Below are 16,918 nucleotides of genomic sequence, written 5' to 3'. Positions count from 1 at the left end.
TGGTGACCCGTACGGGATTCGAACCCGTGTAACCGCCGTGAAAGGGCGGTGTCTTAGACCGCTTGACCAACGGGCCATCTAAGAGACAATCTCCAAAATTCGGAGGTGACCAACGGCCTGTTTTTTAGCCTGGCCGGATTTAAATATTAGCATTTTTAAACTAAGTTGTCAATAACGTATTGTTCCATTTTTCTAGTTAATTTGTGTCTTTTCTTCGGCGCTCAGTTAGATTAACATTTCTAGCACATGTTGTAAACTGTTATTTTTATCCAATATCGTTCTGCAAAGTTTTATTTTTGCAGCATAATTTATCAAATAATATTCAGGTATAAATTCATCATGAGTGATTGTACCCTCTAGTCGGTTGCAGTCATTTATTCTCCTTAATCATCTGAAATTAAATAACGCAATGCGTGGTGCCATGGAAAAAACCATACTTAATTTAAGATTGAGGTTACGCCGTTTTTTTTTAATTTCTTGCTTAATAAAAGCGTTTTGAAGAGTAGCAAATTCGCGGAAAATATTTTCTCTGTATCTAAAATAATAATCATTCGATCGTCAGGTTTTCCAATACCTATGAGAATAGCGAAATGTCTTTGACAAAGAAAATTAGAGCTTATCCGTCCGTCATCCAATTTATTACTTTATTGTGAGATTATGTTACCCAGACAGTTGGCAAATCATAGAATGTACTAAGGCAATATTCTAATATTTGAGGAGGCTATTTAATGAACAAATTTAGAAGATGTCATTTCCCTCACATTTCTCCTGTTGGTGCTCCACCACACATCGGGCCTGTTGGTTGTTGGTGCCCTCCTGTAACTACGGGCGTCGGCGTTGGAATTGGTGTCGCGATTATTTTTATCGCAATTTTAATCCTTATCGCCTTAGGTGTAATCTTTTAAAAAGCCAAATTGACCAGACATTAAATGCCTGGTCAATTCTTTTGCCATAATTTCTGCCATATTCACAATCGCTCAAATTGCAGTCTACCCCCATCTTCAGTTCCCATTAATGTAAAGCAACACTCATTGTTCTCCATTAGTTGCGACTACTCGGAGATCCTTACATAATTCGACACCTACACAAAATATTCTTAAAGCATTGCTAAATTCCTCCTGAATCTTCAGGTCACAAAAAAAACGCTAGTCAGCGTTAAAACATCTTCTATATGGATCTTTTTCCAAATTTCCCATTGATAAAAAGCAGTTTAGTTTTCCCTGCCTTACTTACAATCCTTTTAAAAAAATGTTTTTAGCTGAACTACTACTTACAAAATTGCTAATTAATGGTATTGTATTAATGTGAGAATTTACTATTAATTCACTCTATTCCGTCCATGGATGCATGATCTTGGGGGAACTTAACGAAGAAAACGTCCGAGAGATGCCTTAGGTTATGGCGATAATTGAAAGGAGAAGAACAATGAAGACTAAGATTACTGAACTCTTACTCATTGAACATCCGATAATTCAGGGTGGGATGCAGTGGCTGTCACGAGCCGAATTTGTGGCATCGGTGTCAAATGCGGGAGGATTAGGCATTATTTCTGCTGCAACATTTCCCAGCAAAAAAGAACTGATTGAGGAAATACGCAGAACTCGTGAATTAACGGATAAGCCATTCGGTGTCAATATCACCATCCTGCCGGGAGTAGGTCAGAAGGATAAAGCAATTCAATATTTTGAAGCAGTGATCGAGGAGAATGTGCTTGTCGTCGAGACCGGTCGGAGTCCGGAAAGTTTTGTACCAGAGCTAAAAAAGGCTGGTGTTAAATTAATTCATAAGGTGCCCTCAATACGTTTTGCAAAAAAAGCGGAAAGCATTGGCGCGGATGCTGTGATCATCGTAGGGTATGAATGCGGAGGCCACCCAGGCATGGATGATGTTACTTCATTGGTATTGACGCCAAAAGCAGCAGACACCTTATCAATTCCGGTAATTTCCGGAGGAGGGTTTGCAGATGCCCGTGGGTTAATAGCTGCCTTAGCTTTAGGGGCGGAAGGGGTTGTCATGGGTACCCGTTTCCTGGCTACTACAGACTGTTTGGCTCATCCTAAATTTAAAGAATGGATGATACAAGCTGAAGAAACAGATACAGTAATAATCGAACGGTCTATTCAAAACACAGCTAGAGTAATGAAAAATGTTACAGCAGAAAAAGTTTTGGAAATGGAGGCCAGAGGAGCCACCATGGAAGAGATCCTTAAGGTTATTGGCAGTGGAGTGCGACGCCGTTGCTATATAGAGGGGGATTTGGACGGGGGCACAATTTCTATGGGACAGTGCGTAGGTTTAATTTATGACATCAAATCTATCAAAGACTTAATCACAAATATTATCACTGAGTCAGAAATAATCTTGGATAGATTACAAAACATTCGAAGGTAACTTTCAGAAACTTTAATTTAACATTTTTCGCCCTCATACCATTTTATACCGTACCTTTCAAACAAAAATGCGCTGGCGTGAGAATTTGTTGTTGTTTCTCAACCAACGCATTAAATATTGTATCAAGAGTATTTCAGCAACACCAATTCTTTACGCAAGCTAATTCAAGCAACGTCTGCGCATAACATTTGAAATTAATAATGATACTATATACAGTTTGAATACAAACAAGAGATTGGAACGATAAACATGGATCTTATTTTAACTGTTTTAGTTTTGGCAATTGCAATAAAATGGGGCAATTTTAAAAATTGGCAGGCATATTACCCTACATTTCTCTTTTGGGCATTAGGAAATTTCCTTTACCTCCATCTAACACTAGCTAAACCCTTATGGCTTTTTACCACACCCATGTTGCCGCGTCAGTTAGCTGAGATTATGATGTCCTTGCTTATGTTTCCTTGTTTTCTTCTGTTATTTCTACCCTATTTCCCTCAGAAAGGAACCCTTAAAAAAACCGGTTATATACTTATTTGGGTCTTTATTTTTTCCGGCATAGAATATTGGGCACTAAAGATAAACCATTTTTCTTATTTCAACGGTTGGCGATTTACATACTCAATGATCTTTAATGCTTTCATGTTTATACTGCTTGTCATTCACTATAAAAGTCCTTTATGGGCATGGCTAATATCAATTGCCGCTACTTTTGTCCTCATGACGTTATTCCAGATCCCATTCCTAAACCAATAGTTCTTCGGTCAATACAATATCCAATTTTAATACCTTTTGCTCATAGAATAAGCCGCTACTTTTTAATTGAACTGCCCCCTGAGGGGAGCAAATCAAACTTAAGTAACGGCTTTTATGATTTATTTGGTCCATTAAGGGCTAAATGCCATCAGTTAAGAGGCTTTTATATGAAGCTTGCAAATCTCTTTTGCAACCCAAACGATCCTGATACTCTCCTAGGATAATTCTGCAATCTCATTGGAGAGATATGTATGGATACCCACCGTCTCACTCTGTGCAGCCTTATACATTCCAGCGGCCACTGTTTTTGCATTAATAGGTTTGTATTTCTTTAGCGAACCTACGAAGATAAAAGAAATCCCTTTGGTTATGAAAGCCGACGCCGACTCACTAAAACGAAACTCTCTTCTAGCGCCAAGTAATAATGACGGTCGGAAGATATGTAAGGACTTAATCGATATATCCTTAAGCTCTTGTTCGAGCAGGCCTTTTATACGAGAGTAGAATACTGAAGATTTAGGGTTTGCCCCCATCGAACTGATAACCAGGAACTTTTCAGCCTTCATTTCCTTTGCTAGTCTGGCGATTTCCAGGGGATATTCAAGATCAACCTTTTTGAACGCTTCCTGACTCCGAGCTTTCTTAATCGTTGTTCCCAAACAACAAAATACATCATTGACCTCAAAGTAATCTTTGTATCCGGCCAAATCTTCAAATTTAATTAATCGCTCCTCTAGTTTAGGGTGTTTTATGCCGAGCGTTTTACGTACAAAGATTAATACCTTTGAGTATTCCTTGCCATTCAATAAGTAAGTGAGTAATTCGCCGCCAACCAACCCACTTGCCCCAACTAACAGTGCCGATTTTCCTAGCATCGAATTCCTCCTGTCATTCGACAGTATTTATGTGCTGGTTAACGCTATCGTAACCAGCTCTTCATATTGATATTCTATCACATTATTGCCCTCACTTTAATGGAAATTCCCCTAATTCGTAAAGGGGTTTGGCTTCCAACCCTTCATACAAAGAAAGATGCCGTTCAATTTATACCATCAATTCCTCAAGGTAGTACTATTCTAAGATTTAATAATTCTTGGATATTGTGAGAAATATCTGGGACACTAGGTTTGTACTTATTCAATCAGACCCCATTAGCGGTTGTTCTGTAGTGTCAGCTTTACCTTAGAAATGGAGGCATGATATTTGTCTGGGGAAACAATCGGGATGTTACTGGCGATTACTTCGGGTATGCTGTCTTTAGTCGGACTTATCTCCATCTTTATATCCATGAACAGTCAACATAATGTACAACGAAGTCGGGAAATCCTATGGAGCATTTTCACGTTGCCATATAAGAAAAATCTATTTCTCGAGAAAGGTGCTATTGGTCAAGAAGTCTTTCGAACGTTTCTTTTATACGAACAAATAATAAATGAAAAGAATACGTTTTTACGCAGAATAATAAGTTTCGCTCAAATCACCTTGACCTTTTGTGGACTTATATGGACAACTATCGTGGGTTATCTTTTGAAACAGTCGTTTTCGTCCGTCGAGCGGAGCATCTTGCTTTTTTGTGTCATTCTCGCTGATATATTTGTCCTGTACTTTATAATAAAGATTTTCGGCCTTCTGACAAGCACGAGCAAAGTTGGGCGACTGCCAACTGTTAACGAACTATTAGATGCAGACATCTTGACAGCAGGGTCAAATGTAATCACTTTAGCATCAGTGTCATCGCAATTAAAAATCGTTAATTCGGAAATTTATATTGGTTTTCCTATTCCGTTTAAAAACCTTATGGTCCATATTTCGATTCAAGATACAGTTGAGTCATCGGAAAGTCCAGTAGGAAAGAATTATAATTTTGACCTTGTCAACGGTATTAAAGATTTTAAGAAGCTTGACTATCGGGAATTTAAGCTTCTTGATGACGACTATTGTTATTATCCTATTTATGATCTCTCGGCATTTGAAAAAGGAGTTGCACAAAACAGTATTTTTGCTAAAGTCGAGTTACTTAGCAAACAAGGTTACGTATCTACAGAGTTTTACTTTGATGGATTACTCACTGTCAACAATACCAACTTTGTTATTTATCCATATTCGTTTATCGAACGTTTTATCAATAGGAAAAGTGAGTTAGATCCTTTTAGCCGATACATTAAACGAAGTGGCAAATCCATCGACAACGAAACGGAATGGTTCAATACTGGCAAAAGCTTTCTCGCGTTGTTTGACGAAGAATAAAACAGATAGCAGCTGTTGAAGTTCGGAAACGAAACATTTTCGTTAAAGCGTCCTATGCGAAATTTCCTTCCCAGACAAAAGAGTCAGGAGCTATCTTGACTCTGAGAGATGAGCATTCTATTATGTAAATCAAGGTGAAGCTATCCTTTAGAACTATGGATCAGCTTCACCTATTTGCTTAGGAATTTATCAATTATTCTGTTATAATTTTCAGGTTCCTCTGCCATAGGTATGTGACCTGAGTATAGCATTTCAATAAAGGTCGCATTTGGTATTAGAGAGGCACATAGCTTTCCTTCACAAGGAGGATTTAGCTCATCATATTTACCACTGATAACAAGAGTTTCTGCCGTTATCTTATGCAGTTCACTAAGATAATCGAATCCTTCTAAAGCTCTATTTGCTATTGCTGTTTGTTGAGGCGTTAACGAACTTTTAAGAAGTTCTGGATCCTTTAAAAATATATCCGAGTTATATGCGATATGTTTATGGAAAAATGTTCTTTTTTCTTGTTTACTTAGTCCCACTAATTCCTTTGCATGCTCCTGAATAAATCTCCGTGTTGAAGATATCAAACCATTTGATTTCGGAACTGTTAAAATTAGTTTGTTTATTCTATGAGGTTGTTTAATTGCCACACCTTGGGCAATATAACTTCCCATAGAAACTCCATAAAGATTTGTCACCGTGAATTCGAACCTGTCTAATAGCGATAAAACATCCTGGATATGATCATTCAATGTGTAACTGTCTGGTTTATCAGATTTGCCATGTCCTCGACAATCTAAAGCAACTGTCTTATAGGATTTTGATAGTCGTTGAACTTCCCCTTTCCATTGAGTATTATCGCAACCAAGTCCGTGTATAAGAATTAAAGGATATCCTTCGCCTTGTATATCTACATTCAAATTTATTCCATTTATTTTAATTATCGCCATTCCGCCCCCACCTAACTGCTTATATTTAATTTATTACTCACTAATATAACCATACCATCAGCATATTGTTTCGAAGCGTTGCGCCAATTGTTCCCACAATCTCATCAACAATAACGATACACCAAAATACATCCGAAAAATTTAATCAAATATTCTGATTTTTCTTTCTTCTGAATACCTAAAACTGAATTTTTGTCATATGCTGTAACTAACACAAGGTTTTTATTCATTGAGAGGGGTGGATTATAATGTTGCTCAAGAATTTAATACTTGCGTATTCATACTGCGATGTTTGTGGGGAAGAAAAAAAAACTGAGATGGTGTGTTGTAATTACGCGTATACCAATGAGCTAGATGATATTTCAATTACTGAGGAGTCCTGCTGGAGTATTTGTAACGAATGTTCAAACTCTTTAAACCAAGCATTGGTGAATAATTATATGCAAACTATTGTAGCCTTTCTTCACAAAGAAGATTTTAATCCGAAAGAGCAAAAATCGCACTCAAATTCAGTGCCATCCTGATAGCACCAGCATTCTATTCAAAGACGCCTGGGTGCTATTATTTATTTTACTTAAATCTTAATGATTTGCATATCTTATCGAATGCTAAAAATTTCTCATAAATACACTGTACATAACTAGGTATTTTCTTTTAAAGTAGTGGATTGTATAACATTCTTCAAGACATAGCCAGAATATATTTGATTTTTTTCCTTTTATAACGCCTTATTTGCAACTAACTCATCAGATGCTTTAGATTCATCCATTTTACAATAAGAACATATTGATCTATTAGCACAAATTGAAAGATGGCATTCTTTTTCCTAACCAAACACCCTCTAATCGTCCTGTTAATTTTTGTAACAACACAATGGGATGTCTACTCGCATAGTATCTTGCGGATTAGGTAATCATAAAAAGGCAGTCATAATTAGATAGGAGGGATTATATTGGCCAAACCTGATAATCGGGCGGATAATGAGGTGCACCTGCAAGAGCATATCAACCACACTTTAGCTAAATTACATGCTGCTGAGGATTACCTGGATGAACATGCAGATGAGATTAAAGCTGATGAGAAGCAAGCTATTGAAGCAAAAAATGACCGCCGCAAGGAGAGTATTGACTATTTTATAGCAGAAAAGAAGGATGAAGCTCGTGATTAAGAACTAAGTTCTATTTGCGTTCAATACCATGCAGGCAGCCCCTTCTATTTGAGAAGAGGCTGTTTTTTCCAATTTCGATACATCCCGAAACAATTCGGCATAGCTGCCTAGTGGCCTATTCAGTACATCGTCATTAATTAAGAAGAAATTTATTGGATTTTTTTCAGATCACAGGGCTCGTATGCAAATTCACGAGGTAGGATATCTAACCGCACTACAATAAAGACTCCAATTTTATCGCGATCAACTCGTACAACTGTTCCAACGCAGTGATTAAACGTCTCCACGCGATCTCCGACTTCAAATTGGCTTTCATGGCGGAGGAATGAGCCTGGTTTTTTGGATTCAATCATATTGCACCCTCCCCTTTTTCCAACTTCTTTTAACACCTTTTTTTCATGAATTAACAAGGCTATATTGCCTTTTGAATTTTCTGAATAATACAAATATATTTTACCATTTTTAATGCCATTTGTCTATATAATTACTATATGCTCATAATCGATTCTACTTATGCATCAAGGTCCTGAATTCTCCAAAGATTCTTGCCCGTTTTCGGCGTTTCCAAAAGGTGGCTAATTTAGGCAAAGGATGTTCTCCGAAACACTCTCAAGGTAAACATCTCTTTGTATGGTCTCCAAATCGCTTCGTAAACCTAAAATACCTAGCGAAAGGCCTATTTAAGTGGTAAAAAAATCAGGACAGCCAAAGCTGCCCTGTGAAATCTTGAAGAATTAATTATGACTAGGATCTGTATTTTCATTAGTAGGGACATCCGTCTTTTCTGCTATTACCTTCGACTTTGGTGTTATTATTCCTGGTGTATTTCCTTGTGTTGACACTCCCCTTGGATGAATCCAGGGGATTCTAGGTTCATCATACCGACTTATGCCGTGTACTCCCCAAGCTTAAACCGCGTGTCCCACGGCAAAGAAATTTATCCTGCCAGCCTTAATCCTTCTCTAAGGATATTTTTGGCGGCGTTTTCATCTCTATCATGATACATGCCGCAAATTGGGCATATCCATTCTCGCAGGTTCAAGTTTTTTACATCCTTATTGCGATAACCACATGCAAAACATTGCTGACTGGATGGGAATGTTTTGCCGATGATCGATAATTTCCGTCCATACCATCTCGCTTTATAATCCAGCATTGACCGGAATTCAGACCAAGAAACATCCGCTATCGACTTTGCTAGATTATGATTTTGAATCATGTTCTTTACCTGCAAATCTTCCAAACAGATCGTTTGATTTTCACGAATCAGTTTAGTTGTTAGCTTATGCAAAAAATCCTGACGGCAATTGCGAATAGTTTCATGGGCCTTAGCAACTTTTATTCTCGCTTTGTCTCGGTTGTGACTCCCTTTTTGTTTTTTAGATAGCTTTCGTTGGAGCCGTTTCAGCTTACGTTCGTGTTTGCGATAGTGTTTAGGATTCCTATAATGTTCACCGTCAGACGTGATGGCAAACTCCTTAATTCCTAAGTCAATCCCTACGGCTTGATCGACTCTTGGCAAAGGTTGAATCTCTACTTCGCAAAGAATTGAGATGAAATAGGTTCCACTAGGATTTCTGCGAATCGTAGCTGAAATGATCTTTCCGTCAACTTCTCTACTCTTCGCAAAACTTACCCATCCAAGTTTGGTGAGCTTAATCTTGCTATCACTTACCTCAATACTAGATTTATTGGCGTTAGTTCTGTAGCTTTGTTTAGGATTCTTTTTACTTTTGAAGTTAGGAAACCCCTTTTTCTCTCTGAAGAACTTTTGATAGGCTTTATCCAAGTCTTTAAGAGTTTGCTGGAGGGCCATGGAATCGACCTCTTGAAGCCATTCGATTTGTTTCTTTAATTGTGTGAGTTCAAGACAGCAAGAATTAAAGTTCAGGGTTTTTCGTTCAGCCTCAAATAGTTTAATACGTGCATCAAGGAAGTGATTGTAGACGTATCGAGTACAACCTATCGTTTTGTTAATGAGTACTATCTGTTCTTTGGTTGGATATAGCCGAAATTTAAAGGCTTTGTGCAAGGCATTACCTCCTCTCTGAAACCTTTTGACTTTCAATATACTGCTTAACAATGGCTAACGGCGCACCTCCAACTGTAGAGATAAAATACGAATTAGTCCATAACGTTGGCAATTTAGTGGTTAACTCTTTAAACTCCTTTCTAAGTATTCTCGACGTTTTTCCTTTGATCGTTTTAATGACCTTATGAACACCAAATTGAGGATCTACTTCTATCAAAAGGTGGACATGGTCGGGCATGATCTCCAGTTCTATTAGTTCGGATTGAAGTTCTTCGCATATCTCCCTTATCAACTCCTTTAAGCGAACTTCAATTTGACCAACCAAAACCTTCCTACGATACTTTGGACACCACACCACATGGTACTTGCATGAATAGACAATGTTGTTGTTAGATTTGTAGTTTATATCCATATTTATATTATACTGCACATACCTATATAATACAATTAGAACCTAGAATTGCCTTATATCCCATAGTTGAAACTAGGGGCTTTACGGCAACAAGTGGTAAGAAGAATAGTGAACTCGTTCAGCTAAAGCTGAACATCGAGACTTCTGTGGGAAGTCTACCTCCTTCGCGCCAAGTGTTCCTATTGGGAAAGGCGCTCGGCGATACTCTCCACTGGAGACTATCGTCACCGAAGTAGAATAAGGAACACCCACTTGAAGAAGTGGGTGTCCCGGAATTGATTAAATAGTTTTAGAACTGCGCCATAAAATCCCCAGGAGCATCGTAATTATTGCTGGTCTTAATATCTTCAGGGGGGTTAGACCTTTAAATTGGACTCTTGAGTTTATTCTTAATCGACATACGTGGTGCACATATTAGGACCAAGTAAAGTTTCCTTTTCTAGGTCCATGTTCGCTATCTTCTTGAATCAAATTCCTTAAGCATCCTCAAATAATGGTTCGCTTCTCTCAGTATATGATCAGCAATTAGTGGGAGGGCAACGATTTTTATTTTACAGCCTAGTATTCCTTCAACGCCGGATTGTTTGAAGTTTCTAATAGCATTTGTGGTCTTCATGCTTTTTATTGTTACTTCGGGGAATCTGCTGATGTTTTCATTGAGGGAAATAGCCTCAATCGTGAGCCTTTCAAATTCTTTTCCGAAGCGGTGTGCCTTATCAAATAACAGTTCTTCAGTAGGATCAAGAAATCCACGCACAAATTTGGCATGTTCGCCCATTATTCGATTCCAAAAGGCTTCTTGCTCGACTGCCTCTCCTACTAAATTGAAGTCTACTCTTTTTTGAATCTTCTTAAGTGCTCTTAGATAAAATTGGGCCTCTCTGTTTATATGATCGAGTAATAGAGGATAACTGTGCGTATAAGTTCGACAAGCTAACACGTCTTGTAGAACGCTTGCTTTAAAATTAGAAATAGCCTGGGTTACTGCAATCGCATTGTTATTTAAGGCAGCAACCTGATCTACTAATGCCGAATTTATTTTAGAGGCGACTGCACTGCCAATAGTCAATTCGGCATTAGATACATCCTTATCAATTGTAATTCCCGTGAAAAACTCGGTTGCCTTTTCAGCATTAAAAGTATAATTGGTAATAAATTCACCCGAACTGACAGCTTGCGGACTAACATGACCATTTGCTAAGGCAATAGTAGTCTTAAGCAGGTTTGTAGCCTCACTGCGAAGAGCAACTATTATATGGCTTAGATGAATATCCCTTTGTGAGAGGTCTGCTTCAATAAATATTAGATGCTCCTTCATTATTCTTAAGAAAAATAGATTAAGTTCAATCGAAGAACGAACAAAATCCTGACTTAACACCATAGCACCCCCTGTTATGAATATTTATAAATCTTATTCCTAAGTTTAGAGTTTGAGCATGTCAGTATCTTTCAATCACAAATATTTTCAGCCTTCTCTGGACGAACACAACTCTGCATCGATTTAAGCAGCGTTTTCATCCATGAACACTGCATAGTATATAGTTTTTTCAAAAATTTAAAGGCTGACTAATGAAGTCAGCCTCTTTACTATCATGATAACTATTTTTGTTTAGAGACTTTAACAGCATTCCAAATGCTTGCTACAAGTCCACCCCAAATGACAATTATACCGACAAACATCATTACAATTGCACTGCTGCTCATTTTTTATCCACTCCTTTATCTTCAGAGTATGTGGCTACTTCTAAATCCTTTGCTCCCCACTTCAGAGAGGCCAAGATAAAGCCAACAACGAACGTAGCAATTGCTACTCCCCAACCCGAATAAATAAGAAATGCAGTCGGATAACCTTCGTAATTGTTTTTTAGGTTGTCGATAAGATTTAGTACGAACATATAGCCTAATACTGCTGGTGTCACTATACTTAAGCAGATTCTCCACCATAAACCTGTACGCAAGTCCGAAATTGCGTTAGCATGATCTTGGAATGGCTTTAAGTTCCTAACGACCCAAGCAACAGTGACAACAGAAACAAGTCCAGCTAAGGCAACCCCAAATGTGTTAATAAAGTAATCAACTGCATCTAAGAAGAATAACCCTCCTTGAGTTGCAAATAAAATTGAAATCAGCGCTGAAAGGCCTCCACCTATTATAACCGCCTTTGTACGTGACAATTTGAATTTATCTTGTACCCCAGCAATGAACGTCTCTACAATCGAAATCAATGACGATAGCCCTGCAAAAACTAACGAGCCAAAGAATAAAACACCAAAAAGTCCATTCAAACCCGGAAAAGAGTTTAATATCTCTGGAAATACAACAAACGCTAAGCCAATACCTGCTGTTGCAACCTCTTCAATAGGAACATTTGCTTGTGTAGCCATAAATCCTAACGCAGAAAAGACCCCAAAACCTGCCAAAAGCTCAACACCTGAATTACTAAAAGCTGTAATGAATGCATTGTTGTTAATATCAGATTTTCTAGGTAAATAACTAGAATAGGTTATCATAATTGCAAATGCAATCGATAAGCTGAAGAAAATTTGCCCATAAGCCGCAACCCAAACCCCTGGAGAGGCAATTTTACTCCAATTCGGTTTGAACAACGCTTCTAGACCAAGAGTAGCGCCTTCTAACGTAAGTGCACGAATTACAATCATTAAAAACATGACAAGTAAAGTTGGAATAAAAATACGGTTTGCTCTTTCAATTCCTTTTTTAACACCTTTAAACAATACTCCTAAAGCAATTATCCATACAATTATTAACGGGATAAAAACTCCCGGAACAATTGATCCAACAGAACCGACGGCGTCCTTATTAACAATATCAACGCGCTGTAAGTATTCCCCCATTAAAAATCCACCTGTATCTTCTCCCCATTGCAACCCCACTGCAAAATACGTATAAGCCATCGCCCATGCGATAATAACTGAATAGTACGTAGAAATTACGAAGGCTATGGATACTTGCCACCAACCAATCCACTCTGTTTTCTTATTCATGCGTGCGTAAGATAAGGGTGCAGAACCACGATATTTATGGCCCATTGTAAATTCCATAATAAGAAGAGGAATACCAGCGGTTAAAAGTGCAAATAAATACGGAAGGAAAAATGCGCCTCCGCCATTATCATATGCCACATACGGAAAACGCCAAATATTTCCTAGTCCAACAGCGGAACCAACGGCTGCTAAAATAAAACCAGCCCTCGTTCCCCATTGCTCACGACTTTCCATGTTCTTTGCCACCCTCTCTATTCGTTTTTTGTATAGTGTATTCTTCTAATTATCCCCACCCAACTGATTATTATTAGTTTTTCTGACTATGCTGTTAGATTTACCCTAACCGAGCAATGATAAGCTATTCGTACAGTTGCCCCAAGTTAAGCCCCCAAGGAGTTAATGCGCCAGCAAGAGTTCGTGAACGCTTGAACTACAAGAACTACCTTCTCAAACTACAGATCAAAAACAAAGTGCATCCTTTAATGCCTGAATCATTCTATTTCTGCTGGCTGATTTCTGCCTGCGGTACCACAATGTTGTTCAATAGGAAAATTCTTAACTGTCAGGGGGTCAGGGTTTTGGGGGAATTTAAAAGTATATTTTATGTTTCAGTGGACGTATTAAAGCATTAATTTTCGTCCCCGGGGAGGTCGCACAAACGAAGTGTCGCTAAGTGGAAATGACAAGTACGATACAGCAAATGCAGTTGCAAAATATTTAGGGTAAAATTTCTTTCTTCTACCGATCGTACAAACGGACAAATTAAAAAGGCCGCCTAACTTTAAACAGGCGACCTTAACTTGCCCATCTTCGAATGATCCGGGGACCTGTTTGAAACTACGTTAGTATTGAAAGAGCCGCTCTTGAAGCGACATTTAGTTTTATTAATCATTCCGAATAATAAGCACCTCATCGGATTTTGTACTATTTTTCAACATAACACTGAAGCCCACCCCTTCTAGAATAAATAAAAATCTACAAGGGGTGGCGATTTTCGCACCTAACGTCGTATCATTGCACTGGTCACTTTCACGACTGATGAAAAGTTTGATACTTTTGAGGGTGTATTAATATACACTAAATCATGATCATAACTCATAGGAAAAATAATGTCTCGGGTAATCTTCACAACGTTGGAACTGACTTTCACTGCTGATGAAAGATTTTCCAAATCAACACAGACCTCTTCTTGGCGCTTAATACTATCGGTATCATTAACTTTTATTTCTACTATTTTTTTCATTTTAACCTTACTTTTAACCTTGCCTTTATCCTTCAATTTGGCTTTCTCTAAACTCTCACTCGTCATGAGTTCGGTACGATCGTTCTTCAGATTGGTTTTAATAGAAGCTCCCAGTTTCCATGTTTCTAAGACTTCCTGAGCAACTCGTTCCCAACCAAACCGTTCTTCTGCCAAACGTCTACCGGTCTGCCCCATTCTTTGTCTAAGCTTGGGATCAGATAAGAGTATTGTAATTTTCTCAGCAAATTCAACAGGGTCCTCGGGTTTCTGAACAACTAACCCATTTTCATCAATGACAACCTCTGGATTCCCACCTCTTGCTGTTGTGATAAAGGGTAAGCCGGCTGCCATGGCTTCGTAGTGGACACGAGCTAATGGTTCTTGCCACTCGGAAGGGCATACAAAAATATCTCCCGCCCAAAACCACTGATGAATATTATCAGCTGAAACGTAACCCGTAGTAATTACCGGAAATGGTGCTCTCTCTGCAAGGGCACGTATATAAGCAACGTAATCAGTGACTCTATCCACGCTATACCATGTTCCGCCTACGATGACCAAGGCAATCTTCGGATTAGAAGAATGAGCCTCTTTTAGTGCTTGAATTAAAAGATCTGTTCCTTTTTTAGGAGTTAACCGCCCAACAAATAAAATAACTGTTTTGTCTTCAAGATTATTTTCTTTCCTGAGTTTCTGGCGAATCTGAGCGGCAGTATTTGACGTCTCCCAAGGAACAAAGTCCTCTAGGTTTACTCCTGAATAGATCGTCTGAACCTTTTCTGCTGCTTGAGGATAAAGATTTGAGATCGTATTTCCGACATAATCACTGACTGTGACAATACATTCTACTTCAGCAATAGCCGAAAGCGCATCGGCATGTAAAATCTTATTAGAATTAAACATGTCGTTATGCATACTTAAGATTAGTCGAGAATGAGGGGCGACTTCACGAATTAACGGAATAAGCCTCGGTCGATTGAAGACATGAATAAGGTCAAAGGATTCATCACGAAGGAAATTAAGAACCTTCTCGGCATAAATTTCGAAGATTTGCTGACCGTCGATTCTTACATACTTAATATTATCTCTAGTTTCATCAAGGGGGAGCGAGGAATCGGTTGTTCCCAAGATCGTTAAATCATGTTTCTGGCCTAATTTCCCCGATATTCCCTGAATATAGGTTTGAATTGCACCGCCTCGTACTGGTGGGACTGGTAACTTTTCAGTACAAATCATAAGGATCTTTAATTGATGGTCCCTATTGTTATTGATACTATCCTTCCCACCGGAGCTCTTACCTCTTTCAATACTTATAAGTTTATTTTTTTTATGAGTTTTCTTTTTAAGAGAAGAGCCATCTTGCACCATCGTTGAATTTAAGAGAGAATTTTCTTCGATTAGACTTGGTAAAGTCGTTTTTTCCTTAGTCGCTTTCATTTGCATCATTTGAAGAATCTCAGGTTCAGAAACTGGTATCGATGCATAGTTACCTGTCTTAAACTTATCCTTATCGAGCTTCAGTGTAGCTAAGGCCTGGCCCTTTGTTTGTTCTACGAGAGTCAGACGCTGAAGAATCGCTTCAACATTTAGATTCAGGAAATTTTGAGGATCGTATAACATCTCTTTTATGTGTTTGTAGAACTCATTGGGAAAGGCTAGATCATTTAATAGAATCTCATACGTTTCTAGGTCAAGAGGATTCGCTGAGTGATAGGCGTTTATCATTCCCTGAATCCACGTAACGTCCCATTTGCCCAAGTCGAACATTGTGCTTGATATTAGCTTTCGTAGATCGCGAATTGGTAAATCGTAAGATACTCCGTCTAGATCGATCACCCAAAGTCCACCAGCTCCAAGTTGACCATTAGACCATCCGAAGTCTTGGTGAACAAGTCCCCAGTGCTCTTCTCCCATGGCAACCATCTGTGCATACGATGATTGCTCAAGAACGCTGACTACGGCATGAGCTTCTCGTTCAAAAACGTCGATAGTGGAAAGAAGTAATTGGCTGCTTGGAAGATCATGATAAGCTTGAGCGACACTTCTAAACCAATTGAATTTACTGATAACTTTTCGATAATAATCGGGCCAACGATACAATCTAGACGCTCTTTTGGAACCTGGTGGGGGAGCATATCCCTTAGAACGCTTATGAAACTCTCCCAAACCATAGCATAAGGCTTGAGCACCTTCAAGGTCATTATTCGCTGGAGTGAGGGGTTCAATCCAATCCGTAACAATCCATAACTTTCCGCCTTTTTCGACATAGAGAAGCCCGTTTTGGGTTTGTTTTAATTCCGGTACTCGCCCTCCTTGTTTTACTATATAGTCCTGCGCCCCCACGCTAAAAAGACTTCTAGCGGGCTTACGGTGTAAGACTTTTAAGCTGCGAGGTCCTTTATCGGTTTCAATTTTCCAAATGGCCCCACCTTTGTCTGACTTAGCGGTAATTAACGTTTTAACGTTGACCTTCATGTCGTAGCAAGCGATTACTTCGGTTGCTAATTCATCAATTTCTGGTGGTACCCACATATCTAAATCGATTATTTCAGGGTGATCTTCAGTATCCCACGGGTGAATCTGATATTCATTCACATCTTTCCCTCCACTTTATCAAGGTACATATATAATCTATTCAACCTTGACGGTGAGTGGAATCATGAAAAAATTCAATTTGTCTATAATTCTAAATTTACTCTCATAATTTGTACATTTGCACCCTTATTCTC

Annotated in this window: 14 protein-coding genes and 1 tRNA gene; 5 read left to right on the top strand and 10 right to left on the bottom strand. The window is 38.6% G+C overall.

The window, feature by feature from the left end:
* A tRNA-Glu gene (locus M8E35_RS22945) sits at positions 1-76 on the bottom strand.
* A gap of 652 nt (positions 77-728) precedes the next feature.
* On the opposite strand from M8E35_RS22945, the gene M8E35_RS22940 reads away from it, so the two are divergent.
* From M8E35_RS22940 to M8E35_RS22930, 3 genes are all read left to right on the top strand, one after another.
* Positions 729-905: a hypothetical protein gene (locus M8E35_RS22940; protein WP_252472951.1), complete on the top strand. Its 177-nt coding sequence runs from the start codon at positions 729-731 to the stop codon at positions 903-905.
* A gap of 520 nt (positions 906-1,425) precedes the next feature.
* The gene (locus M8E35_RS22935) at positions 1,426-2,391 is read left to right on the top strand and encodes an NAD(P)H-dependent flavin oxidoreductase (protein WP_252472949.1); all 966 of its coding nucleotides are present in this window, start codon (positions 1,426-1,428) and stop codon (positions 2,389-2,391) included.
* Between the two features lie 249 nt (positions 2,392-2,640).
* Complete coding sequence (locus tag M8E35_RS22930) at positions 2,641-3,144, top strand: CBO0543 family protein (protein WP_252472947.1); 504 nt, start codon at positions 2,641-2,643, stop codon at positions 3,142-3,144.
* 215 nt (positions 3,145-3,359) lie between these two features.
* Here the strand turns inward: M8E35_RS22930 and M8E35_RS22925 are convergent, their stop codons facing one another.
* Positions 3,360-4,019, bottom strand: a complete 660-nt coding sequence (locus M8E35_RS22925) for an NAD-dependent epimerase/dehydratase family protein (protein WP_252472945.1) — start codon at positions 4,017-4,019, stop codon at positions 3,360-3,362.
* Between the two features lie 328 nt (positions 4,020-4,347).
* On the opposite strand from M8E35_RS22925, the gene M8E35_RS22920 reads away from it, so the two are divergent.
* A complete protein-coding gene (locus M8E35_RS22920; RefSeq protein WP_252472944.1) occupies positions 4,348-5,391 on the top strand; it encodes a hypothetical protein in 1,044 nt (347 codons plus the stop codon).
* A 170-nt stretch (positions 5,392-5,561) separates the two neighbouring features.
* Here the strand turns inward: M8E35_RS22920 and M8E35_RS22915 are convergent, their stop codons facing one another.
* The gene (locus M8E35_RS22915; RefSeq protein WP_252472942.1) at positions 5,562-6,329 is read right to left on the bottom strand and encodes an alpha/beta fold hydrolase; all 768 of its coding nucleotides are present in this window, start codon (positions 6,327-6,329) and stop codon (positions 5,562-5,564) included.
* Positions 6,330-7,281: 952 nt separating this feature from the next.
* On the opposite strand from M8E35_RS22915, the gene tlp reads away from it, so the two are divergent.
* Entirely contained in the window at positions 7,282-7,497 is a 216-nt protein-coding gene (tlp, locus tag M8E35_RS22910) for a small acid-soluble spore protein Tlp (protein ID WP_252472940.1), read from the top strand.
* A gap of 149 nt (positions 7,498-7,646) precedes the next feature.
* Here tlp and M8E35_RS22905 read toward each other — a convergent pair whose 3' ends face one another.
* The 7 genes from M8E35_RS22905 to M8E35_RS22875 all read right to left on the bottom strand — a co-directional run bounded on the left by M8E35_RS22905 (position 7,647) and on the right by M8E35_RS22875 (position 16,784).
* Positions 7,647-7,850: a hypothetical protein gene (locus M8E35_RS22905; RefSeq protein WP_252472938.1), complete on the bottom strand. Its 204-nt coding sequence runs from the start codon at positions 7,848-7,850 to the stop codon at positions 7,647-7,649.
* Between the two features lie 584 nt (positions 7,851-8,434).
* Positions 8,435-9,529: an IS200/IS605 family element RNA-guided endonuclease TnpB gene (tnpB, locus tag M8E35_RS22900; protein WP_252472935.1), complete on the bottom strand. Its 1,095-nt coding sequence runs from the start codon at positions 9,527-9,529 to the stop codon at positions 8,435-8,437.
* Between the two features lie 4 nt (positions 9,530-9,533).
* Entirely contained in the window at positions 9,534-9,941 is a 408-nt protein-coding gene (gene tnpA, locus M8E35_RS22895; protein WP_252472932.1) for an IS200/IS605 family transposase, read from the bottom strand.
* A gap of 454 nt (positions 9,942-10,395) precedes the next feature.
* Complete coding sequence (locus M8E35_RS22890; RefSeq protein ID WP_252472930.1) at positions 10,396-11,322, bottom strand: DUF2935 domain-containing protein; 927 nt, start codon at positions 11,320-11,322, stop codon at positions 10,396-10,398.
* A gap of 218 nt (positions 11,323-11,540) precedes the next feature.
* Positions 11,541-11,645, bottom strand: a complete 105-nt coding sequence (locus tag M8E35_RS22885) for a methionine/alanine import family NSS transporter small subunit (protein WP_252472929.1) — start codon at positions 11,643-11,645, stop codon at positions 11,541-11,543.
* Complete coding sequence (locus M8E35_RS22880) at positions 11,642-13,180, bottom strand: sodium-dependent transporter (protein ID WP_252472927.1); 1,539 nt, start codon at positions 13,178-13,180, stop codon at positions 11,642-11,644. The genes M8E35_RS22885 and M8E35_RS22880 overlap by 4 nt, the downstream gene beginning before the upstream one ends.
* Positions 13,181-13,946: 766 nt before the next feature.
* A complete protein-coding gene (locus M8E35_RS22875) occupies positions 13,947-16,784 on the bottom strand; it encodes a CotS family spore coat protein (protein ID WP_252472925.1) in 2,838 nt (945 codons plus the stop codon).
* Positions 16,785-16,918 lie beyond the last annotated feature (134 nt).

Origin of the sequence: Desulfosporosinus nitroreducens, from assembly GCF_023897015.1 — a bacterium.
GTDB lineage: Bacteria > Bacillota > Desulfitobacteriia > Desulfitobacteriales > Desulfitobacteriaceae > Desulfosporosinus > Desulfosporosinus nitroreducens.
This window is presented reverse-complemented; position numbering and strand designations above follow the sequence as displayed.

What these genes read in the sequence shown, in the direction of transcription:
- M8E35_RS22940 (WP_252472951.1), top strand. Translation starts at nt 729, where the DNA reads ATGAACAAATTTAGAAGATGTCATTTCCCTCACATTTCTCCTGTTGGT.
- M8E35_RS22935 (WP_252472949.1), top strand. Translation starts at nt 1,426, where the DNA reads ATGAAGACTAAGATTACTGAACTCTTACTCATTGAACATCCGATAATT.
- M8E35_RS22930 (WP_252472947.1), top strand. Translation starts at nt 2,641, where the DNA reads ATGGATCTTATTTTAACTGTTTTAGTTTTGGCAATTGCAATAAAATGG.
- M8E35_RS22925 (WP_252472945.1), bottom strand. Translation starts at nt 4,019, where the DNA reads ATGCTAGGAAAATCGGCACTGTTAGTTGGGGCAAGTGGGTTGGTTGGC.
- M8E35_RS22915 (WP_252472942.1), bottom strand. Translation starts at nt 6,329, where the DNA reads ATGGCGATAATTAAAATAAATGGAATAAATTTGAATGTAGATATACAA.
- M8E35_RS22905 (WP_252472938.1), bottom strand. Translation starts at nt 7,850, where the DNA reads ATGATTGAATCCAAAAAACCAGGCTCATTCCTCCGCCATGAAAGCCAA.
- tnpA (WP_252472932.1), bottom strand. Translation starts at nt 9,941, where the DNA reads ATGGATATAAACTACAAATCTAACAACAACATTGTCTATTCATGCAAG.
- M8E35_RS22890 (WP_252472930.1), bottom strand. Translation starts at nt 11,322, where the DNA reads ATGGTGTTAAGTCAGGATTTTGTTCGTTCTTCGATTGAACTTAATCTA.
- M8E35_RS22885 (WP_252472929.1), bottom strand. Translation starts at nt 11,645, where the DNA reads ATGAGCAGCAGTGCAATTGTAATGATGTTTGTCGGTATAATTGTCATT.
- M8E35_RS22880 (WP_252472927.1), bottom strand. Translation starts at nt 13,180, where the DNA reads ATGGAAAGTCGTGAGCAATGGGGAACGAGGGCTGGTTTTATTTTAGCA.